The sequence below is a fragment of the Arthrobacter sp. StoSoilB19 genome (genome assembly GCF_019977275.1).
Lineage (GTDB): Bacteria > Actinomycetota > Actinomycetes > Actinomycetales > Micrococcaceae > Arthrobacter.
The window spans coordinates 253,229-274,262 of the sequence record NZ_AP024650.1 but is presented as its reverse complement, the minus strand read 5'-3'; the positions used below and the strand labels follow the sequence as shown (position 1 = coordinate 274,262).

Below are 21,034 nucleotides of genomic sequence, written 5' to 3'. Positions count from 1 at the left end.
TCAAAAGTATCTAGATGAGCGTACTAAACCGGCCAGTAGATCGCCAACGCTGGAGTGCCCTATCCGAAGCGGCCGGACACGTAGTCCTCAGTAGCCTTCTGGACGGGGTTGCTGAAGATCGTGTGGGTGTCGCCGTATTCGATCAGCTTGCCCGGCTTGCCGGTGCCCGCGATGTTGAAGAACGCCGTCCGGTCGGAAACCCGCGCGGCCTGCTGCATGTTGTGGGTAACGATCACCACCGTGTACTGGTCCTTGAGCTCATTGATGAGGTCCTCAATGGCCAGCGTGGAAATGGGGTCCAGGGCGGAGCACGGCTCGTCCATGAGGATCACCTGCGGCTCCACGGCGATGGCGCGGGCAATGCAGAGCCGCTGCTGCTGGCCGCCCGAAAGGCCGGAACCGGGCTTCTCCAGCCGGTCCTTGACCTCGTTCCAGAGGTTGGCGCCCTTGAGCGAGCGCTCCACCAGGACGTCGGCCTCACCCTTGGAGATCTTCTTGTTGTTCAGCTTGACGCCGGCCAGCACATTGTCGCGGATGGACATGGTGGGGAACGGGTTGGGGCGCTGGAAGACCATGCCGATCTGGGAGCGCACGGTGACGGGGTCCACGCCGGGGCCGTAGAGGTTGTCGCCGTCCAGCAGGACCTCACCCTCGACGCGCGCGCCGGGGATGACCTCGTGCATGCGGTTCAGGGTGCGGAGGAAGGTGGACTTTCCGCAGCCGGAGGGGCCAATGAACGCGGTGACGGACTTGGCCTCGATGTTGATGCTGACGTCCTCCACGGCAAGGAAATCGCCGTAGTACACGTTCAGGTCCTTGACGTCGATGCGCTTAGACATGGAGTTCCTTCACTTACTGGGTATGGATTGAAGTCTAGGATCCGCCGCGGTATGGCGGAAGGGAGGGCCTGGTTAACGGCCGGCTTTGGGGGCGAAGATCCTGGCGATCAGGCGGGCCACCAGGTTCAGGACCATCACCAGGATGATCAGCACCAGCGCCGCGCCCCAGGCCCGCTGCGAGGACGGGTCCGGGTTGGAGGGCGAGGTGGGGTTGAGGATCTGGGTGTAGATGAACGTGGGCAGCGAAGCCATCCAGCCGCCAAAGACGTTCGAGTTGATGCTGGTGGCAAAACCGGCGGTGACCAGGATGGGCGCCGTCTCGCCGATGACCCGGGCAATCGCCAGGGTGACGCCGGACGCGATGCCTGAAATCGCCGTCGGAATAACCACCTTGAGGATGGTGCGCCACTTGCGCACGCCCAGGGCGTAGGCGGCCTCGCGGAGTTCGTTGGGGACGATCTTGAGCATTTCCTCGCTGGAGCGGACCACCACCGGGATCATCAGTACCGACAGCGCGACGGCGGCCACCGCACCGGTCTTGGTGCCCGGGCCCACCACCACGAAGAAGAACGCGGCAGCGAACAGGCCCGCCACGATGGAGGGGATGCCGGTCATGACGTCCACGAAGAACGTGATGGCCCTGGCCAGGCGGCCGTCGTGGCCGTACTCCACCAGGTAGATGGCGGTGAGCAGCCCCACCGGAACGGAAATCATGGTGGCAAGCAAGGTGATCTGCACCGTGCCCAGGAGGGCGTGGTAGATGCCGCCCATCACCGGGCCGCCGCTTTCCACGGCCTTGTTGTCATAGGCGCCCGTGACGCCGTTCATGGAGGTGGTGAGGAACCCGGGGTCCATAAGACCCGGGATGCCGTTCACCAGCACCGTCCAGATCACCGAAACCAGGGGCAGGAGGGCCACCAGGAACGAGCCCACCACCAGGCAGGTGGCCAGCTTGTCCTTGGCCTTGCGGGACCCTTCCACCACTGCGCTCCAGGACACCAGGCCGATGGCGAACAGGATCGCGGAGACCAGTCCCCAGCCGAACGCATTGAAGCCGACCAGGGCCAGGATGGCGGCGCCAACAATCAGGGCCGCAGCCAGGACGGCGTAGGGGGCATACTTGGGCAGTTGGCCCTTGGTGAGCGCCGACCGCTTGCTGCGGACGGGCGTAAGCGTGGAGGTCATTTAGTTGGCTCCCGAGAATTCTTTGTGCCGGGTGATGACCCAGCGGGCGATCATGTTCACGGCCAGGGTGATGACGAACAGGACCAGGCCGGCGGCGATCAGCGTGCTGACCCTGATGCCGCTGGCTTCCGGGAAGTTCAGGGCGATCTCGGCAGCGATGGTTTGGTTGCCGGACTGGATCAGGCTGGCCGTCAATGCGCCGGAGGACAGGACCAGGGCAACGGCCATGGTTTCGCCCAGCGCGCGGCCCAGGCCCAGCATGACGGCGCTGATGATGCCCGGCCTGCCGAAGGGCAGCACTGCCATCTTGATCATTTCCCAGCGGGTAGCGCCCAGGGCCAACGCGGCTTCTTCATGCAGCTTGGGGGTCTGCAGGAAAATCTCGCGCGACAGCGAGGTGATGATCGGCAGGACCATAACCGCCAGGACGATGCCTGCGGTGAGGATTGTCTTGCCGGTGGTGGAGGCCGGACCCTGGAAGATGGGAAGCCAGCCCATGTTGGCCGCCAGCCAGACGTACGCCGGAGAGATTTCCTTTGCCAGGAACGCTGCACCCCAGGCACCGTAGACCACGGACGGAATGGCGGCGAGCAGGTCAACCACATAGCCCAGTCCGGAGGCAAGGCGGCGCGGTGCGAAGTGTGAGATGAACAGCGCCACGCCAATGGCGATGGGGGTGGCGATGACCAGTGCGATGACGGCCGCGATGAGAGTGCCGATCACGATGGGCCAGATGTAGGCGAAAAAGCCCTGGCCGCCCTGGATCTTGTCGGCGGGCGCGGTCAGGGCGGGAACTGCCTGGACAACCAGGAACAGTGCGACGCCGAAGAGGACGGCAAGGATCAGGCACCCGGCTGCCAGCGTGGCGCCGGAAAAGACTTTATCCCCGGCGCGTCCGGCGCCTTGGGTACTTGTCAGGGGGGTGGCGGTCATTCGACGGCCCTTCGAGTCGTTGCTGGATTGGGAATGCAGGGTGCAAAGCCAAGTTCCCCGCACTGCCTTCCGGCAGGCGGGGAACCCGGTTTCGCAGCGAAGGCTAGGACTTGGCCTTGATCGAGTCGATCGCCTTGACAGCCTTGGCTGCGAGGTCCGAGGACAGCGGAGCGGACTTGGCCGAGTCTGCTGCGGCCTTCTGGCCTTCAGCGGAAACTACGTAGTGCTCGAAGGCCTTGACCAGGTCCACGGTCTCCTGCTTGTCGTACGTGGTGCACAGGACGTGGAAGGACACCAGGACGATCGGGTAGGCGCCTTCGATGGTGGTCTTGCGGTCCAGCTTGATGGACAGGTCGTTGGCGGCGCGGCCTTCAACCGGCTTGCCGGCGTCCACTGCCTTGGCGGCAGCATCGGCGGAGATCTTGGTGAAGGACTCGCCCACCTTGATCTGGGCCACGCCCAGCTTGCCGCTCACGGCGGAGTCGTCGGCGTAGGTCACGGCACCGGGGGTGTCCGTCACGGTCTTGACCACGCCGGAGGTTCCCTTGGCGTTCTCACCCTGCAGGCTGGCAGGCCAGACACCGGCGGCCTTGTCGGTCCAGACGTCGGAGGCAGCGGCGGCGAGGTAGTCGGTGAAGTTCTGGGTGGTGCCCGAGTCGTCGGAGCGGTTCACCGGGGTGACCTTGAGGTCGGGCAGGGAGACACCGGCGTTCAGGGCGGCGATGGCGGGGTCGTTCCACTTGGTGATCTGGCCGCGGAAGATCTTGGCCACGGTGGTGGCGTCAAGCTTCAGGTCCGTGACGCCGGGAACGTTGAAGGCCACAGCGATCGGGGAGATGTAGACCGGGACGTTGATGGCGCCGTCGGGGCCGCAGACGGACTTGGAGGAGGCGTATTCGTCATCCTTCAGGTACGCGTCGGAGCCGGCGAACTGGGCCGAGCCGTCCAGGATGGCTTTGCGGCCTGCTCCGGAGCCGTCCGGGGAGTACTGCACGGTGGCGCCGGAGTTGGCGGAGGCAAAGTTGGTCTTCCAGGCGTCCATGGCGGCGCCCTGGGCGGAGGAGCCGATGCCGGTCAGCGTGCCGGTGACCTTGGTGCCGCCGGCGGACTGGCTGCCGGCAGGAGCGGTGCCCGTGGCATTGTCTGAACCGCAGGCGCTGAGCGCGAGTGCGCCGGCTGCGATGACAGCGATAGCCGCGTGGCGGCCGAAGCGGAGTGCCTTCACTTAGATGTACCCCTTCCAGGGTTATTCAGGTGCGGGACAGGGCCGGAGAACCCTGCTGCGCGATGCGTACGGTGTGTACCTTTCAGTAAGTTATGGGCTGCAGGTAACGGGATGGGCTGTCCAAAGTGAACGGAGGATTAACGACGGCGGGATATTGGCTGACAAATGCCGGGTCACCATTGCGCGGATCACAGGTCCGGCCGTAGTGGCCTGCCCGGGTGCTCCACCGCCACTGAATAGACTTGAACCCATGGCAATCGAAGCAGGACTCTCGGCAACCCAACGGTTCCTGCGCAGCCGCGTCCGGACCGGCCTGATCCGGAGCCGCAACTCGTTCGTCCCTGCCATCCAGATGACCGTCTGCGCGGTGGGCGCCTACGCCTTCGCGGAATACGTCCTGGGCCACTCCGGCCCGCTGTTTGCCGCCACCTCCTCGCTGATCGCGCTCGGGTTTTCGCGGGAACCGCGGCTGCGGCGCGTGATGGAAGTGGGCCTGGGCTGCACCATCGGGATCGCCGTTGGCGACCTGCTCCTGCACTGGCTGGGCGGGGAAATCTGGGTGGCCGCCGTCGTTCTTCTCTTCTCCATCCTGCTGGCGCGGTTCCTGGACAGCGGGAACATCTTCACCACCCAACTGGCCCTGCAGTCGCTGCTGGTGGTGCTGCTTCCGGCGCCGTCGGGCGGACCGTTCACCCGGAGCATCGATGCGGTGGTGGGCGGCCTGTGCGCCCTGCTGGTGACCATCCTCATGCCCAAGGACCCACGGCGGGAACCACGCCGCGACGTCCAGAAACTGCTGCACGAACTGGCGGAAGTGCTGCGGGAATGCGCCTCCGCGCTGGCCAACAGCGACTCTACCCAAGCGTGGCATGCGCTGATCCGCGGCAGGAACTGCCAGCCCCTGGTCGATGCCATGCGGCAGTCGCTGCGGGCCTCCGGGGAAGTTGCCACGCTGGCGCCCGCCTACCGCCGGCACCGGGATGAACTGGACCGGCTCAAGCAGTCGCTGGACTTCATCGACCTGGCCCTGCGCAACAGCCGAGTCTTTGCGCGGCGGCTCACCAGCGCCATCAACCACGCCGCCCTCTCGGACGAGGCCACGGACAGCATCGCGGAGGTGCTGCAGGAGACCGCTGCCGCGATTGATGAGCTTTCGCTGGGCCTTGCGGAATCGCACGACGGCGTCCGCCGCGCCCATCTGCGTACGGCCCGGCGCGACCTGAGCGAAATCGCCCTTCGCCTGCACCCCAAACTCCTGGAGGTGCAGCGGCTGGAGGGCGAAACGGTGGTGATGCTGTTCCGGCCACTGATGGTGGATCTGCTGGAGGCCACGGGCATGGACGCGGACGAGGCCAGGGACGTGCTGCCCGCACTGTAGGCGGGATGGGCCGGGCCCAGCGCGGGGTGGGCCCGATGTCGGTGCCCGCCACTAGGGTTGGACGCATGGCAACAAAGACTTCCCGGGCCTCCAAGGCGCCCGCATACAAATGCGCCGAATGCGGCTGGACCACCGTGAAGTGGGTGGGCCGCTGCGGCGAGTGCCAGGCGTGGGGCACGGTTGAGGAAACAGGCACGGCGGTGGCGCGGACCACCGCGGCCACAACAGTCGTGGAGCCGGCGCGGCGGATCGCGGACGTGGACGCCACCACCGCGGCGTTCCTGCCAACAGGGGTGGATGAACTGGACAGGGTGCTGGGCGGCGGACTGGTTCCCGGCGCCGTCATCCTGCTGGCGGGTGAGCCCGGGGTCGGCAAGTCCACCCTGCTGCTGGACGTTGCCGCCAAGTTCGCGCGGACAGCCCAGGACGTCCTGTATGTCACCGGCGAAGAGTCGGCCGCCCAGGTGAAGCTGCGGGCGGAGCGGATCGACGCCGTCGCCGAATCCCTCTACCTGTCAGCGGAGACGGACCTTGGGCAGGCGCTGGGGCAGGTGGAGAAGATCGAACCTCGGCTGCTGATCGTGGACTCGGTGCAGACGCTCAGCAGCGCGGACGTGGACGGCAGTGCCGGTGGCGTGTCCCAGGTCCGGGAAGTGGCGGCTTCCATCATTGCCGCAGCCAAGCGGCGGAACATGACAACCCTGCTGGTGGGCCACGTCACGAAGGACGGTTCCATTGCCGGACCGCGGCTGCTGGAACACCTGGTGGATGTGGTGTGCCAGTTCGAAGGTGAGCGGCACTCCCGGCTGCGGCTGCTCCGTGCCGTGAAGAACCGGTACGGGCCCACGGATGACGTGGGCTGCTTCGACCTGAATGAAAACGGCATCGACGGCCTGGCCGATCCCAGCGGGCTGTTCGTCAGCCGCACCAAGGATCCGGTTTCCGGGACCTGCATCACCGTCACCATGGAGGGGCGCCGCCCCCTGCTGGCGGAGGTGCAGTCGCTGCTGGCGGAAAGCCCCAACTCTCAGCCGCGGCGGGCCACCAGCGGGCTGGACAGTTCCCGGGTTTCCATGCTCCTGGCCGTGCTGCAGCAGCGCGCAGGGACCCAGCTGCACAAGGACGATTCGTACGTTGCCACCGTGGGCGGGGTGAAGCTCAGCGAACCGGCAACGGACCTTGCGGTGGCCCTCGCCGTGGCGTCGGCCAAGGCCCGCAAGCCCCTGCCTGTCCGGCTGATCGCCTTCGGCGAGGTGGGGCTGGCAGGTGAAGTCCGGCCAGTACCGGGCATCAACCAGCGCATCCAGGAGGCACACCGGCTGGGATTCACCCACGCCGTGGTTCCGGCCAGCCACACCGGCCCGGGCCCTGTGCCTGCAGGGTTTTCGGTCCGGGAAGTGGAACACCTCACGGAAGCGCTCAGCCTCCTGATCGGGTAGCGGCAGGAGATTGCCGGCGCCCACGGAACGCCCTGCCCTGGTTTCTGCAGGGCTTTCGGCGGGTACTGTTGGTGCAAAACCTTCTTGCAGACGGAGGCTTTTGGTTTCTGCGCTGGGGGAAACATGGCAATCAAGGAACAGCAGGGCACCGCCGACCGTGCGGGCCGCGTACGCATGGCGCCTGTGCAGCCGGTTGTGTCGGACCGGATTGACGGACTGCTCGAAGGCCTGAGCATCCGGAAGCGCGTGGCCGCAAGCCAGCTGCCGGTCACGGCCACGGTTGCACTCGTGGTGATCGCCACGGCAATCTTCAGCCCGAAGACGTTCGACGACAACCTGTTCGTGGCGGCGCTGCTCTTCCATCTGGCAATTGCCGCGGCGTGCTTTGCAACACCCTGGGGCCGGCTCCCTGCAGGTGCGTTCGCCGTCATCCCGCTGCTCGACTGCCTGGCCATCGGGTTCACCCGTGAGGCGGGAGGCCCGCCCTTCAACGTCCTCAGCATCATGCTGGTGTTCCCCGTCATCTGGCTCTCCGTCCACGACCGGCCGTACATGCCTGTCCTGGCCATGGCCGGGGCAGTCCTCAGTACCGTGGTTCCGTCTGTTGTCCAGGGCTCCCCGGTGCTGGGGGGATCGATGATCAGGACCCTGATCCTTCCCCTGGTCCTGTCAGTCATAGCGGTGACCGCGCATGTGATGGCCACAACCATCCGGCGCCAGCGGATCAAGCTCATGGAAAACGAACTGCACCTGGGCCGAACACTCGGTGAAAGCGTCCGCCGGCAGGCCCTGCTCGACGCAGTGCTCAGGGCGGTTGGCTTGGGCGTTTGGGTGGTGGACGCCAAAGGGAACACGGTGCTGGCAAACAGGGCAATGCACGCGGACCCTGCCCTTGCCGGCGTCATCAGCCCGGCAGGGGGCCAGGCACCCCTGATGTCCGCCGACCGCTCCACTCCAGTGCCGGCAAACCTGCTTCCCGCTGCCCGCGCCGCAGCGGGAGAAGCCTTCATTGACGAGCTGTACTGGGCCGGCCCGGCGGACCGGCAGCGCGCCTATTCCGTGAGCTCGCACGGGTTTCCTCCGGCGGGCGGGCAGGAAGGCGGCGCCGTCATCACGTTTGTGGACGTCACCAGCCTGATCGGTGCGCTGGCGGCCAAGGACAACTTCGTTGCCACGGTTTCGCACGAGCTGCGGACCCCCCTGACATCCATCCTCGGCTACCTGGAACTGGTCCTGGACGAACCCGGGCATGAGGACATCCGCGACGAGCTCCTGGTGGTGCGCCGGAATGCCGAACACCTGCTGGGACTCGTCAACGACCTCATTGCGGTCGCCTCGGAACGCGTGGACCTCGCGCTGGAGCAGGCGGACCTTGCCCGGCTGGTGGCCCGGGAGGTGGACGCAGCTTCGCCCACGGCTGCCGGCAACGGACTGCAGCTGGTGCTCGATGTGGAGCAGCCGCTTCATGCCAGGATGGATCCGGCACGGATCGGCCAGGTGATCCGGAACCTGCTTTCGAACGCCATCAAGTACTCCCCCAACGGCGGCCTGATAACCGCCCGGGCCTTCCGGACCCGGGAGGGCCTGGCCTGCTCCATCACGGACACCGGCTTGGGGATGACCGGGGAGGAGCAGGAGCAGGCCTTCAGCAAGTTCTTCCGTTCGGCCCGGTCGCGTGAAACCGCCATTCCCGGCGCCGGCCTGGGCCTGCCGGTGAGCAAGACCATTGTTGAGGGCCACGGCGGATCAATCAGCCTGGAGAGTGAACCCGGCCGGGGTACCAGGGCAACATTCATCCTGCCGGAATCCTGACCCGCCATCGCAGGGAGCTCCCGTTCTGCCCCTCAGGAGGAACCGCGCCGTCGGCAGGCGACGTGGGTCAGGAACCCGTGCCGGCCAGCCAGCTGGAAACGTCGCTGCGCAGCACGAGGAGGGGGCCGCCGGTGGCGCTCACGTTGCCGTTCACCACGTAATAGCCGCGGCCCGATCCGGCTCCCCCGGCGGCACGGTCCAGGGCATCCACCAGATGCCGCGGCAGGTGGCCCTGCGGCCCAAGGCTGCGGAGTTCATCGACTTCTTCGGGCGTAAGCCGCCCCAAAACCTCGGCAATGTTGGCCATGAGTGGTCCCGTCCCTTTCGACCAGAGTGCCTGGCAGAGTGCCTGAAGGAATAACCTAAAGCAGGGCCGTGAACTCCACGTTAACGGCGGACGGCAACTTCCTTTCCTGTTCCCAGCGGCTTTCTTGGAGGATCAATGCCCATTCGAAGCGCCGGCATCCTGCTGTACCGGCAGGACCCGGCCATGCCCGCCGGCGCCCGGGAGGGCCTGCAGGTGTGGATCGCCCACATGGGCGGCCCGTTCTGGGCCCGCAAGGACGCGCATGCCTGGTCGATTCCGAAAGGCGAATACAGCGAGGGCGAAGACCCACGCGCTGCCGCGCTGCGCGAGTTCGCCGAGGAAATGGGCACCGCGGCCCCGGACGCCGAGTACCGGCTTCTGGGCGATTTCCGGCAACCGTCCGGAAAGCTCATCACGGTCTTCGCAGCCCAGGCCGACTTCGCCCCGGCCGTGATCAGCAGCAACACGTTTCCGCTGGAATGGCCCAAGGGGTCCGGCAGGATCCAGCATTACCCCGAAATCGACGACGCCCGCTGGTTCCCCGAGCAGGAGGCGCGGCTCAAGCTCGTGAAGGGCCAGCTGCCCATCCTTAGTGCCCTGGTCAGCGACGCCGCGCTGGCGTGAAGCCCCGACCCATTAAGAACGCACCCCTGCCTTCACGGCCAGCACCGGCCGGTCCGCCTGCATCAGGATCTGCTGGGCGTGGCTGCCGAGGATGAACTTGCCCACCTGGGTGCGGTGGCGGAGGCCGATCACGATCAGCGAAGCATCAACTTCCCTGGCCACGTCCAGGAACTCGTCCGCCAGGTCGTGCTCGTACGGCGGCTGGATGACGGTGGCATTGACTCCGGCGTCGGCCGCCTTTTTCGCGGCCTGGGCCAGGACGTCCTCCGGGGCCACGGACTTGTCCACCAGCGCCCCCTGGCGGGCGGAGTTCACGATGTACAGGTCCTTTTGCCGGAGCCGCGCTTCGGCGATCCCGGCGGCGAGGGCTGCCTCGCCGGCAGGCGTGGGGACGAACCCAACGATGATGCTCATACCTTCTCCTTGATGTTGTTGGTGCTGTCCGTGGCGGAGGCGACTGCCGCCGTCGTGCCCTTGCGCTTGGCCAGCATGCTGCGGAGGCCCGGCAGCACGGCCACCAGCACGAAGACCACCAGCAGTGTTGCCGAGATGGGGCGGGTGAAGAAGCCGGTGGCGTCGCCGCCGAAGACCAGCAGGGAGCGGCGCAGTGAGCTTTCCAGCAGCTCGCCGAGGACGAAGGCCAGAACCAGCGGACCGGGCTCGAAGCCGAACTTCTTCATCAGGTAGCCCACCACGCCGAAGAACACCACCAGGGTCACGTCGAACATGCTGTTGTTGATGGTGTAGGCCCCCAGCAGGGTGATCAGGGCGGTGACCGGCGCCAGGATGGCTGCCCGGACGCGGAGGATGCGGACGAAGATCCCCACCAGGGGCAGGCTCATGATCAGCAGCAGGATGTTGCCGATGTACATGGAGTTGACCACGCCCCAGAAGAGCTCCGGGTTCTGTTCCACCAGCTGCGGGCCAGGCGTCACACCCTGGATCAGCAGCGCGCCGAACATCAGCGCCATGGTGGCGTTGGCGGGGATGCCAAGGGTCAGCAGCGGGATGAACGACGACGTTGCCGCCGCGTTGTTCGCGGTTTCCGGGCCGGCCACGCCTTCCGGTGCGCCCTTGCCGAACCGCTCCGGCTGCTTGGCCCGTTTCTTCTCCATGGCATACGAGGCCATGGACGCGATGGTGGCGCCGCCGCCGGGCAGAATGCCCAGGAAGAAGCCCAGGACCGAGCCGCGGGTAATGGCTCCCGATGCCTGCTTGAGGTCGGACCTGGAGGGCCAGACATTCGAGACCTTCGACGGCGCCTTGGCAGCCCGGTGCCGCTCCTCGAGGTTGTAGAGGATCTCGCCCAGTCCGAAGAGGCCCATGGCGATGGGCACGAAGTCGATCCCGTCCGCGAGCTGCAGGCTGCCGAAGGTGAAGCGGCTTTCGCCGGTAAAGATATCGCGGCCGACGGTAGCGAGCAGGAGTCCGACGGCGGCCGCGATGAGTGCCTTGGCCTTGGCGCCTCCGCTGATGGTTGCCACCAGCAGGATGCCCAGCAGCGCCAGCGCGGAGTACTCCGCGGGTCCGAAGTCGAGCGCGAAGCCCGCCACCACGGGAGCCAGGAAGGTCAGGCCGATAATCGAGGCGGTTCCGCCGATGAAGGACCCAATGGCCGCCAGGCCCAGGGCCGTGCCGGCCTTGCCCTGCCTGGCCATCTGGTACCCGTCGAAGACGGTGACCACGGAGGATGCCTCACCGGGAAGCCGGAGCAGGACGGACGTGATGGTGCCACCGTACTGGGCGCCGTAGAAGATGCCGGCGAGCATGATGATGGCGGTGACCGGCTCCACGCTGTAGGTCAGCGGAAGCAGGATGGCGATGGTGGCGGCCGGGCCCAGCCCGGGCAGCACGCCGATCAGCATGCCGATCACCACGCCAATCAGGCAGTAGAGAAGGTTCATTGGTTCCAGGACGACGGAAAAACCGTTGATCACAGGATTGAGGAAATCCACGGTGGTCTCCTAGAAGAGGTGGGGGATGGAAGTGCCCAGCGCCAGCACGAAGATCCCGTAGAAGGACGCGACGACGATGGCACTGATCACGAGGGTGGAACGCCAGGTCTCGCTGCCCAGGAACTTCATCCAGATGATGCACAGGATGAGGGCGGGAATCTCGAACCCGATCAACGGCATCAGCGCCACCATGGCGGCCAGCGTGGCCAGGCCAGTGAGGGGCGCGAAGGACATCCGGGTGAACTTCTCCGCGTCCCGGTTGTGCCGGCCCCACACCAGCTGGAAGATGGCCAGGGCCACCATCACGCAGCTGGTCAGGAAGGGCCATAGCCCCGGTTCGGGCTTCTCCGGAGTGCCAAGGCCCATGGAAACTGACAGCGCCAGGGCGGCGGTTCCGACGGCGAGCACCACCAGGGATGAGGCCGCGTTGGCGAGCGGGCCTGCAGCGGGAGGCTTTTCCTCCTCCCACTGCGCAGCCAGCTCTTCGGGGGTCAGGGCCTCGGGCAGGTCTTCCGGGCCGTCACTGCCGGGCGGAAGGGCGGAGCTGCCGCCCCGCCCGGCAGCCACTGCTGGAGTAGTCCCCATGGCCGTTACTTGTTCCCGTTGAGGCTGATGCCGTACTTCTCCACCAGGGACTTGTACTTCGCGGCATAGTCCTTCCACTGCGTTACCACTTCCTCGCCGGAGATCTCCTTGGGCGTCAGGAGGTTCTTCTTGTTGAACTCCTGGTAGGCGTCGGTCTTGAACGTGTCCTTGAATGCCGCGGCGAGCTTGTCCTTGACCTCCTGGGGAGTGCCCTTGGGAGCCGCGACCGCACGGTACTGTGCCACGGGAACGTCGTAGCCGGCTTCCTTGGCGGATGGAACGTCAGGCAGGAAGCTGTTGCGCCCTTCGGAGAAGACCAGCAGAGGGGTGACTTTTCCGGCCTGGATCTGTGCCATGGCTTCGCCCAGCTGGACAGTGGCCAGCTCCACCTGGTTGCCCAGGACGGCGGTCAGTGCCGGCTTACCACTGTCGAACGGCACATCGGTGCCCTGCACGTTGGCCTGCTTGAACAGGACGGTCTGGGCCAGCTGGCTGCCCGTGCCCACGCCGGTGGTCCCGAACGTGACGTTCCGGCCGGCGGCGGTGACGTCCTTGAAGCTCCTGAACCCGGAGCCCTGGCTGGCCACCAGCACGTAGTCGTCCTGCGAAAGTCCAGTGATGATGTCCAGGTCGTCGAGGTTCACTGCCTCGTCCTTGCTCACGGCAAGGGGGGTGATGGTGACCAGGGAGGCTGTGAGGAGTACCAGCTCCTGGCCGTCGGCCGTCTTGCCGGCAACTTCCTTGGTGGCGAGGGCGCCGTTGGCGCCCGGCTTGTTCACCACGGGCATCGGGGCTCCGAGGGTCTTGGCGGCGCCGTCTGCAAGCGCCCTGGCGATCAGGTCCGTGCTGCCGCCGGCGGCCTGTCCCACGGTCATTGTTACGGGCCCGGCCGGGTACTTGGACGGGTTGCCGGCTGCGGCTCCGCCGGCAACGTTGCCGCCGCAGGCTGTCAGTGCCAGCAGGGTGAAGGCCGACGCCGTTCCGAGAACGGCGCGGCGGGACGGGAAGTGCATCATTGGGACTCCTAGGTGCAAGCGCAGGTGCGGGCTGGGACGCCCGGTACATCTGTGAAGCGGGTCACCCCCGCCTCGCTGTGTTGAGTGTAGGGAGCAGTTATGATGCCTGTCTAAGCCCATATCTGCATCATTTGATACCCGGAAGGCATCATGTTTACTTTCGACCAACTGGCCGGATTCATCGCCGTGGCGGAGGAACTCCACTTCGGCAGGGCGGCAGAACGCCTGAATATGACGCAGCCGCCACTGAGCCGGCAAATCCAGAAACTCGAAAAGGCCGTGGGCGCCGAACTGCTGGAGCGGGACAACAGAAGAGTGGAGCTGACATCTGCCGGCCGAACGTTCCTGGACGAGGCCCGCCGGCTCATGGCACTCGCGGAGCGGGCACCTGTCACCGCACGCCGCATCGCTTCCGGCAAATCCGGCGTCCTGCGGATAGGCTTCACCGCGGCCAGCGGCTTCAGCATCCTGGGTCCGCTGCTGGAGGAACTCGCGGGCATCATCCCCGATGTGGACATCGAGCTGCAGGAACTGGTGACCGGAGACCAGTTGGCCGGGCTGCTGACGGGCGAACTGGACCTGGGGCTGGCACGGCCGCCGTTCGACCGGGAGACCTTTGACTCGCATCTCCTCTACCGCGAGTCCATGATGCTGGCCGTCCCCGAGGGGCACCCGCTGACGAAGCTGGAACGGAGCATTGCCGCGGACGATTTCAGCGATGAGCCCCTGATCATGCACTCGGCCACCCAGGCCCGCTACTTCTATGACCTGGTGGTGCGCATGCTCCCCATCCGCCACACCAACGTGGTGCACACGGTGAGCCAGATCCTCACCATGGTGTCGCTGGTGGCGGCCAAGCGCGGGCTGGCCTTCGTGCCCCACTCGGCCACCATGCTAGGTATCCGCGGCGTTGAATTCCTCCCGCTGGAGGGTGGCGACCACGAACAGGTGGAGCTGCATGCGCTGTGGAACCGGAGGGTCACCAATCCTGCGCTGTCGCGCCTCCTTCGGGACCTTGAGTTCGCCATGGAGTAACCGGCGCCCCTCCGGTCAGTAATGCAGCAAAGGTATCAACGCATATAAAAATGCACTTAGACAGGCATCGAGGGCGCTCCTACTGTGGGAACGGAATCATCAGCCTGCCGCCCGCGGCGCACACACCCGGAGGACCCACACCGTGGCAAAGTACACACCCCAGGAACTGGCGGACACGCTCAAGGAAGGCCTGCTGTCCTTTCCCGTGACCCCGTTCGATGCCCAGCTCCAGGTAGATGAGGAGAACTACCGCAAGCACCTGGCGTGGCAGGCGAGCTTTCCGGTGGCGGGCCTGTTCGCGGCCGGCGGCACCGGCGAAGGGTTCTCCCTGACTCCTGCCGAGTCGGAGCACGTGGTGCGGACAGCCGTCGACGAGGTGGGCAGCCGCATCCCCGTCCTTGCCTCCGCCGGTGGCTCCACGGCGCAGGCCATCGAAAATGCGAAGGCTGCCGAGGCTGCCGGCGCAGAAGGCATCCTCCTCCTGCCCCCGTACCTCACGGAGGCAGACCAGGACGGGCTCGTGGAACACGTCAGCGCGGTCTGCCGGGCCACCTCCCTGGGCGTCATCATCTACAACCGGGCCAACGCCATCTACCGGGACACCACGGTGGCAACCCTCGCCGAGCGGCACCGGAACCTGATCGGCTTCAAGGACGGTGTGGGCGACCTGGAACACGATGCCCGCGTTTACGCCAAGCTCGGCGAACGCCTCTTCTACCTGGGCGGCCTCCCGACCGCCGAGACCTTCGCCCTTCCCCTCCTGCAGCTCGGCATGAGCACGTACTCCAGCGCCATGTACAACTTCGTCCCCCAGTTCGCACTGGACTTCTACCAGGACGTCCGCAACCAGGACCGGGCCGCGGTGAACAGGAAGCTCAACGACTTCGTCATCCCCTACCTGGACATCCGCGACCGCGTGAAGGGCTACTCTGTTTCCATCGTCAAGGCCGGCCTTGATGCCGTGGGCCGTCCCGCCGGCCCGGTGCGGCCGCCGCTGCAGAACCTCAACGAGCAGGACTTCGCGGACCTCAAAGCCCTGATCGCCACCGTTTCATAGCCGTCGCTGCAGACACAGGAGCCCCACCATGACCCTCAACGGACATTCACTCATCGCCGGCCGGCCCGTTACCGGCGAAGGCAAAACCACCAGCGGGTTCAACCCGGCCACCAACCAGGCCCTGGAGCCCGCCTACTCGCTGATCACGGAAGAACAGTTGAAAGCCGCCACGGCAGCGGCCGCCGAGGCCTTCCCGTCCTTCAGCACCCTTGACCCGGAAACCCACGCGTCCTTCCTCGAAGCGATCGCGGACAACATCGACGCCCTGGGCGAGGAACTGATCATCCGCGCCGGCCAGGAAACAGGGCTCTCGGCGGCGCGGCTCACCGGTGAGCGGGCCCGCACCACCGGCCAGCTTCGCCTCTTCGCGGACGTGGTGCGGCAAGGCGACTTCCGCGGCGTCCGCATCGACCCCGCCCTCCCGGACCGGAACCCGCTCCCCCGGGCTGACATCCGGCAGCGGCAGCTCCCCCTGGGTCCCGTCGCCGTGTTCGGCGCCAGCAACTTCCCGCTGGCGTTCTCGACGGCGGGCGGAGACACCGCCTCGGCCCTCGCCGCAGGCTGCCCGGTGGTCTTCAAGGCCCACAACGCCCACCCCGGCACCAGCGAACTGGTGGGCCAGGCGGTCACCCAGGCCGTCAAGGACGCAGGGCTGCACCCCGGCGTGTTCTCCCTGATCTACGGTCCCGGTTCCAGCATCGGCCAGGCCCTCGTGGCGGACCCCGCCATCAAGGCGGTCGGCTTCACCGGCTCCCAGGCTGCAGGCATCGCCCTGATGAAAACCGCGGCCGCCCGCCCCGAGCCGATTCCCGTGTACGCGGAGATGTCGTCACTGAACCCGGTCTTTGTCTTCGAGGGCGCCCTCGAGGGCGACGTCGACGCCCTTGCACAGCAGTACGTCACCGCCGTCACCGGAAGTTCCGGCCAGCTCTGCACCTCCCCCGGGCTCCTGTTCGCCCCCGAAGGCGAGGCAGGGGACAAACTCGCTGCCGCCGTCGGACGTGCCGTGTCCGCCTGCGCCGGTCAGACCATGCTCACCGAAGGCATTGCCAAGTCCTGGAACGCCGGGACGGAAAACCTTGGCGCGGCAGCCGGCGTCGAACTCATCGGCCAGGGCACTCCCGGCCCCACCGAGAACGCCCCGGCCCCCACCATCTTCGGCACGGGCGTCACCGAATTCACCAGCAACCACGTCCTGCATGAGGAAATCTTCGGCGCCGCGTCCCTGGTGATCCGCTACAGCTCCATCCAGGACCTCCTCCAGGCAGCCGGCCGGATGGAAGGCCAGCTCACCGCGTCCCTGCAGCTCACCGAACAGGACTATCCAACAGCGGCGCCGCTTATCCCCGTCCTGGAGCAAAAAGTGGGACGTATCATTGTCAACGGCTGGCCCACCGGCGTCGAAGTCGGCCACGCCATGGTCCACGGCGGCCCCTTCCCCGCCACCTCGGACTCGCGCACCACCTCCGTTGGAACCCTGGCGATCAACCGCTTCCTGCGTCCCGTGGCCTACCAGAACCTCCCCCAGGAACTGCTCCCGGCAGCCCTGCAGGACGCCAACCCCTGGCACCTCAACCGGCGCATCGACGGCGAAGTGGTTTCCGCCGCAGAGAAAGCAGAGAGCAACGCATGAGCAACCAGCCCACCATTGCCGCCATCGAAGTTGTACCGGTAGCCGGCCACGACAGCATGCTGATGAACCTCAGCGGCGCCCACGGCCCGTTCTTCACCCGCAATGTGGTGATCATTACCGACTCGGACGGCCGCACCGGCCTCGGTGAGGTTCCCGGCGGCGAAAAAATCCGCAGCACCATCCAGGAAGCCGGCGTCCTGATCAAGGGCAAGCCCGTGGCCCGGTACCGCTCCCTGCTGCGGGAAATCGCCGCGGGATTCGCGGACCGGGACGCCGGCGGGCGCGGGCTGCAGACGTTCGACCTGCGCACCACCGTCCACGCCGTCACCGCCGTCGAGTCCGCCCTGCTGGACCTGCACGGCCAGTTCCTCGGCGTTCCCGTCGCGGAACTGCTCGGCGACGGGCAGCAGCGGACGTCCGTGCCGATGCTCGGGTACCTGTTCTTCATCGGCGACCACACGCGAACCGACCTGCCGTACCTGGTGGAGGAGTCGCCGTCGGACCGCTGGGAAAAACTCCGGCGCCAGGAGGCCATGACTCCGGAAGCCGTCGTCGCGCTGGCCGAAGCCGCCCAGGAACGTTATGGCTTCTCCGACTTCAAGCTCAAGGGCGGCGTGCTGTCCGGCGACGACGAAGTGGACGTGGTCACGGCACTCGCCAAGCGGTTCCCGGAGGCCAGGGTCACGCTCGACCCGAACGGCGGCTGGCTGCTGGAGGAGGCAATCCGGTTGGGCAAGCGGATGCAGGGCGTGGTGGCGTATGCAGAGGACCCCTGCGGCGCCGAAGGTCGGTTCTCCGGCCGCGAAGTGATGGCCGAGTTCCGCCGGGCCACCGGACTGAAGACCGCCACCAACATGATCGCGACGGACTGGCGCGAAATGTCGCATGCCATCCGCAGCAACGCCGTGGACATCCCACTGGCCGATCCGCACTTCTGGACCATGCACGGCTCGGTCCGGGTGGCCCAGCTGTGCAACGAGTTCGGCCTCACCTGGGGCTCGCACTCCAACAACCACTTCGACATCTCGCTGGCCATGTTCACCCACACCGGAGCCGCCGCCCCCGGTGGGATCACGGCACTGGACACGCACTGGATCTGGCAGGACGGACAGGGCCTCACCAAGGAGCCGCTGCAGATCAAGGGCGGCGCCATCGAAGTCCCGGCGACTCCCGGCCTGGGGATCGAGCTGGACCGGGACGCGCTGGACAAAGCGCACCAGCTGTACCTTGAGCACGGCCTGGATGCCCGTGACGACAGCATCGGCATGCAGTACTACATCGACGGCTGGTCCTTCGACCCCAAGCGGCCGTGCCTGGTCAGGTAATGGGCCAGGCCACGACAGCAGGTAACGAAAGCCGGCAACCGCAAGTCCGGTAAGTTTCTCCAAGGCCCCCGCCTTGCCAACACCCCTCCCAAAGGAAACATTCAATGAAGTCTGTGGACAACGCCGTCCTGGACCTGGCATCTGCCACCAGGAAATTCTTCAAGCGCGTGCTCCCGGTCATGCTGGTCATGCTGGTCTGCAACCAGCTGAACCGCTCAAACATCGGCTACGCCCAGGACCACCTCCAGGCTGACGTGGGAATCGGCGCCGCCGCTTATGGTTTCGGTGCCGGCCTGTTCTTTATCGCCTATGCCATCTTTGAGCTCCCCAGCAACGTGATGATGGAAAAATACGGCGCCAAGGTCTGGTTGACCAGGATCATGGTCAGCTGGGGCATCGTCTCCTTCCTGATGGCGTTCGTGCAGAACGAGACCATGTTCTACGTCCTGCGGTTCCTCCTGGGCGCCGCAGAGGCCGGCTTCTTCCCGGCCGTCATCTTCTACTTCGCCCGCTGGGTTCCTGCCGGCCAGCGCGGAAAGGCAACGGCGGTCTTCATCGCCGGTTCCTCGGTTGCCGCGGCGATTTCCGGCCCCATCGCCGGCATGCTGCTGAGCCTCAACGGCGCCCTGGGAATGCGCGGCTGGCAGTGGCTCTTCGGGTTCGAAGGCATTCTGTCCGTCCTGGTGGGCGTCACTGTGTTCTTCCTGCTGGACGCGAAAATCGCCGACGCCAGGTGGCTCTCCCCCGCCGAAAAGGACGCGCTGTCCCAGGCCATCGATGCGGAGGACGCCGGGCACGCCAAGGCGGAGAGCGGAAAGGTCAACCGCTGGAAGATGCTGCTGAACCCGCAGATCCTGCTCCTGTGCGGCATCTACTTCGCCATCCAGCTGTCCATCTACGCCAACACCTTCTGGCTGCCAAGCATCATCAAGCGGATCCCCGGGACCACCGACCTCTCCGCAGGTTTCCTCTCCTCCATCCCCTGGATCTGCGCCGTGTTCGCGATGTACTTCGCGGCGAAGTGGCAGGACAAGGCCAGGTCCAGGAAGCCCCTGCTGGTGGTCGCGCTCCTGGTGGCAGCCATCGGTACCTACGCGGCGGCCGTGGCCTCGCCCGTGCTGGCGCTGGTGTTCCTGGCCGTAGCAGCCATGGGGTTCAAGAGCGCCTCACCGCTGTTCTGGACCATTCCGCAGTCCGGACTGCACCCGCTGGTGCTGGCTCCGGCCATCGCCATCATCAACTCGCTGGGCAACCTGGGCGGGTTCGTGGCACCGTTCGGTTTCGGCATCATCAAGGAGCAGACCGGCAGCGTCATCCCGGGACTATTCGCCCTGGCTGCGGCTTCGGCGGCGGCAGCCGGCCTGGTCTACTTCCTGAAGGAACGCCGCAGCGGGGCTGAGGCGTCGCCCGAGACGCCGGAACTGCCCAACACGGCGCCGCTCCCCAGCAGGGCCTAACCCGCGGTAAGCACCAGCGCCACGCTGTGGCCGCCAAAACCGAAGGCATTCACCAGCCCGGCCGGGGCATAACCCGGCGGAAGCTGGTGGGTGCCTTCGGTGAGGACGTTAAGGTCCACTTCCGGGTCCAGCGCTTCCACGTTCAGCGTCCCGGGGACCTTCCCGGTCCGCAGGGCTTCGAGGACCACGACGGCGGCCAGGGAACCGGCGCCGCCCAGCAGGTGGCCGGTATGCCCTTTGGTGGAAGTGACCGGCACGTCAGCGCCGAAGACGGCGTTGATCGCCTGGCCCTCCAGCCGGTCCCCCACAGGGGTGGAGGTGGCGTGCGCGTGGACGAATCCGATATCAGCCGGCCGCATGCCCGCCGAGTCCAGCGCCTTCTGCATGACCCGCCGCTGCATGGCGGGGTCCGCGGCCACGATGTCGTTCGCGTCGGAGGTCACGGCTCCGCCTGCCACAGCACCAAGGACGGCGGCGCCGCGGGCACGGGCGTGCTCCTCGCTCTCCAGCACCACCACGCCGGCGCCCTCTGCCAGCACAAACCCGTCGCGGCCGCCGTCGAACGGGCGCGAGGCCAGCTTGGGGTCATCCGACCGCGTGGACAGGGCACGGATCTGGGAGAAGCCGGTGATCACAAGGTCGTTGACGGAGGCGTCCACGCCGCCGGCAATCACGACGTCGGCAGCACCGGAGCGGATCATCTCGGCTGCCTGGACAATCGCCTCAGCCCCGGAGGCGCAGGCGCTGACAGGCGTCCGGGCGCCGCCACGGGCGCCAAGGTCGATGGACACCCACGCGGCCGGACCGTTGACCATGAGGCGGGTGAGGGTATGCGGCGAAACCTTCCGGGGGCCCGATTCGGCCAGCACCCGGTCCTGCTCGATGGTGGAACCGAGCCCGCCGTAAGCGGAGCCGATCACCACGGCGAACCGCTCCGGATCCACCTCGGGGGCGCCGGCCTGCGCCCATGCCTCGCGCGCCGCGATCAGCGCCAACTGGCCGCACCGGTCCATCCGCTTCATCTCGCGGGTACTGAGGTGCTCCGAAAGGTCTGCGGTGACCTGCCCTGCGATTTTGACGGGCAACTGCCCTGCCCAGTCCTGCTCCAGCGGCCCGATCCCGGACCGGCCCTCAAGCAGGGCCTCCCAGGTTTCCTTGACGCTGGAACCCAGCGGGTTGATGGTGCCGGCGCCGGTGACCAGCGCGCGTGGTTGTACTGCCGTCATGGT

The 21,034-nt window shown here is 66.6% G+C and carries 19 protein-coding genes; 9 read left to right on the top strand and 10 right to left on the bottom strand.

Annotated features, from left to right (window positions below; all coding sequences use genetic code 11):
- Positions 1–59: 59 nt before the first annotated feature.
- From pstB to pstS, 4 genes are all read right to left on the bottom strand, one after another.
- A complete protein-coding gene (gene pstB / locus LDO86_RS01315; protein ID WP_018770927.1) occupies positions 60–839 on the bottom strand; it encodes a phosphate ABC transporter ATP-binding protein PstB in 780 nt (259 codons plus the stop codon).
- Between the two features lie 72 nt (positions 840–911).
- Positions 912–2,024, bottom strand: coding sequence for a phosphate ABC transporter permease PstA (gene pstA, locus LDO86_RS01310; RefSeq protein ID WP_018770928.1), 1,113 nt, complete (start codon positions 2,022–2,024; stop codon positions 912–914).
- On the bottom strand, positions 2,025–2,957 hold the full coding sequence (gene pstC / locus LDO86_RS01305; RefSeq protein WP_018770929.1) for a phosphate ABC transporter permease subunit PstC: 933 nt from the start codon (positions 2,955–2,957) through the stop codon (positions 2,025–2,027). It lies immediately after the preceding gene.
- Between the two features lie 103 nt (positions 2,958–3,060).
- Positions 3,061–4,182, bottom strand: coding sequence for a phosphate ABC transporter substrate-binding protein PstS (gene pstS / locus LDO86_RS01300; RefSeq protein WP_018770930.1), 1,122 nt, complete (start codon positions 4,180–4,182; stop codon positions 3,061–3,063).
- Between the two features lie 250 nt (positions 4,183–4,432).
- Here pstS and LDO86_RS01295 point away from each other — a divergent pair, with 250 nt between their 5' ends.
- From LDO86_RS01295 to LDO86_RS01285, 3 genes are all read left to right on the top strand, one after another.
- A complete protein-coding gene (locus LDO86_RS01295) occupies positions 4,433–5,560 on the top strand; it encodes an FUSC family protein (RefSeq protein ID WP_018770931.1) in 1,128 nt (375 codons plus the stop codon).
- Between the two features lie 65 nt (positions 5,561–5,625).
- Positions 5,626–6,999 carry a DNA repair protein RadA gene (gene radA, locus LDO86_RS01290; protein ID WP_018770932.1) on the top strand — a complete coding sequence of 458 codons (1,374 nt, stop codon included), beginning with the start codon at positions 5,626–5,628 and terminating at the stop codon, positions 6,997–6,999.
- A gap of 123 nt (positions 7,000–7,122) precedes the next feature.
- Entirely contained in the window at positions 7,123–8,811 is a 1,689-nt protein-coding gene (locus LDO86_RS01285) for a HAMP domain-containing sensor histidine kinase (RefSeq protein ID WP_018770933.1), read from the top strand.
- A gap of 67 nt (positions 8,812–8,878) precedes the next feature.
- Here the strand turns inward: LDO86_RS01285 and LDO86_RS01280 are convergent, their stop codons facing one another.
- Positions 8,879–9,118, bottom strand: a complete 240-nt coding sequence (locus LDO86_RS01280; RefSeq protein WP_018770934.1) for a hypothetical protein — start codon at positions 9,116–9,118, stop codon at positions 8,879–8,881.
- A gap of 135 nt (positions 9,119–9,253) precedes the next feature.
- Between LDO86_RS01280 and LDO86_RS01275 the strand changes: the two genes are divergently transcribed.
- A complete protein-coding gene (locus LDO86_RS01275; RefSeq protein WP_018770935.1) occupies positions 9,254–9,742 on the top strand; it encodes an NUDIX domain-containing protein in 489 nt (162 codons plus the stop codon).
- A 12-nt stretch (positions 9,743–9,754) separates the two neighbouring features.
- Here LDO86_RS01275 and LDO86_RS01270 read toward each other — a convergent pair whose 3' ends face one another.
- The 4 genes from LDO86_RS01270 to LDO86_RS01255 are packed head-to-tail and all read right to left on the bottom strand — an operon-like array spanning position 9,755 to position 13,298.
- Positions 9,755–10,156, bottom strand: coding sequence for a universal stress protein (locus LDO86_RS01270; RefSeq protein ID WP_018770936.1), 402 nt, complete (start codon positions 10,154–10,156; stop codon positions 9,755–9,757).
- Positions 10,153–11,697, bottom strand: coding sequence for a tripartite tricarboxylate transporter permease (locus LDO86_RS01265; protein ID WP_018770937.1), 1,545 nt, complete (start codon positions 11,695–11,697; stop codon positions 10,153–10,155). Before LDO86_RS01265 ends, LDO86_RS01270 begins: the two co-directional genes overlap by 4 nt.
- Before the next feature lie 9 nt (positions 11,698–11,706).
- Positions 11,707–12,282 (bottom strand): tripartite tricarboxylate transporter TctB family protein, encoded by a 576-nt coding sequence (locus tag LDO86_RS01260; RefSeq protein ID WP_051081421.1) that lies wholly within the window; start codon positions 12,280–12,282, stop codon positions 11,707–11,709.
- A 5-nt stretch (positions 12,283–12,287) separates the two neighbouring features.
- Entirely contained in the window at positions 12,288–13,298 is a 1,011-nt protein-coding gene (locus LDO86_RS01255; RefSeq protein ID WP_018770939.1) for a tripartite tricarboxylate transporter substrate binding protein, read from the bottom strand.
- A gap of 150 nt (positions 13,299–13,448) precedes the next feature.
- On the opposite strand from LDO86_RS01255, the gene LDO86_RS01250 reads away from it, so the two are divergent.
- From LDO86_RS01250 to LDO86_RS01230, 5 genes are all read left to right on the top strand, one after another.
- Complete coding sequence (locus tag LDO86_RS01250; RefSeq protein ID WP_018770940.1) at positions 13,449–14,333, top strand: LysR family transcriptional regulator; 885 nt, start codon at positions 13,449–13,451, stop codon at positions 14,331–14,333.
- Between the two features lie 142 nt (positions 14,334–14,475).
- Positions 14,476–15,390 carry a 5-dehydro-4-deoxyglucarate dehydratase gene (kdgD, locus tag LDO86_RS01245; RefSeq protein ID WP_018770941.1) on the top strand — a complete coding sequence of 305 codons (915 nt, stop codon included), beginning with the start codon at positions 14,476–14,478 and terminating at the stop codon, positions 15,388–15,390.
- 28 nt (positions 15,391–15,418) lie between these two features.
- Positions 15,419–17,023: an aldehyde dehydrogenase (NADP(+)) gene (locus LDO86_RS01240; protein ID WP_018770942.1), complete on the top strand. Its 1,605-nt coding sequence runs from the start codon at positions 15,419–15,421 to the stop codon at positions 17,021–17,023.
- Positions 17,020–18,348 carry an enolase C-terminal domain-like protein gene (locus LDO86_RS01235; RefSeq protein ID WP_018770943.1) on the top strand — a complete coding sequence of 443 codons (1,329 nt, stop codon included), beginning with the start codon at positions 17,020–17,022 and terminating at the stop codon, positions 18,346–18,348. The genes LDO86_RS01240 and LDO86_RS01235 overlap by 4 nt, the downstream gene beginning before the upstream one ends.
- A gap of 104 nt (positions 18,349–18,452) precedes the next feature.
- The gene (locus LDO86_RS01230; protein WP_018770944.1) at positions 18,453–19,805 is read left to right on the top strand and encodes an MFS transporter; all 1,353 of its coding nucleotides are present in this window, start codon (positions 18,453–18,455) and stop codon (positions 19,803–19,805) included.
- Here the strand turns inward: LDO86_RS01230 and LDO86_RS01225 are convergent.
- On the bottom strand, positions 19,802–21,031 hold the full coding sequence (locus LDO86_RS01225; RefSeq protein ID WP_018770945.1) for a beta-ketoacyl-[acyl-carrier-protein] synthase family protein: 1,230 nt from the start codon (positions 21,029–21,031) through the stop codon (positions 19,802–19,804). The two genes, LDO86_RS01230 and LDO86_RS01225, sit on opposite strands and share 4 nt — an antisense overlap.
- Between the last annotated feature and the right edge of the window lie 3 nt (positions 21,032–21,034).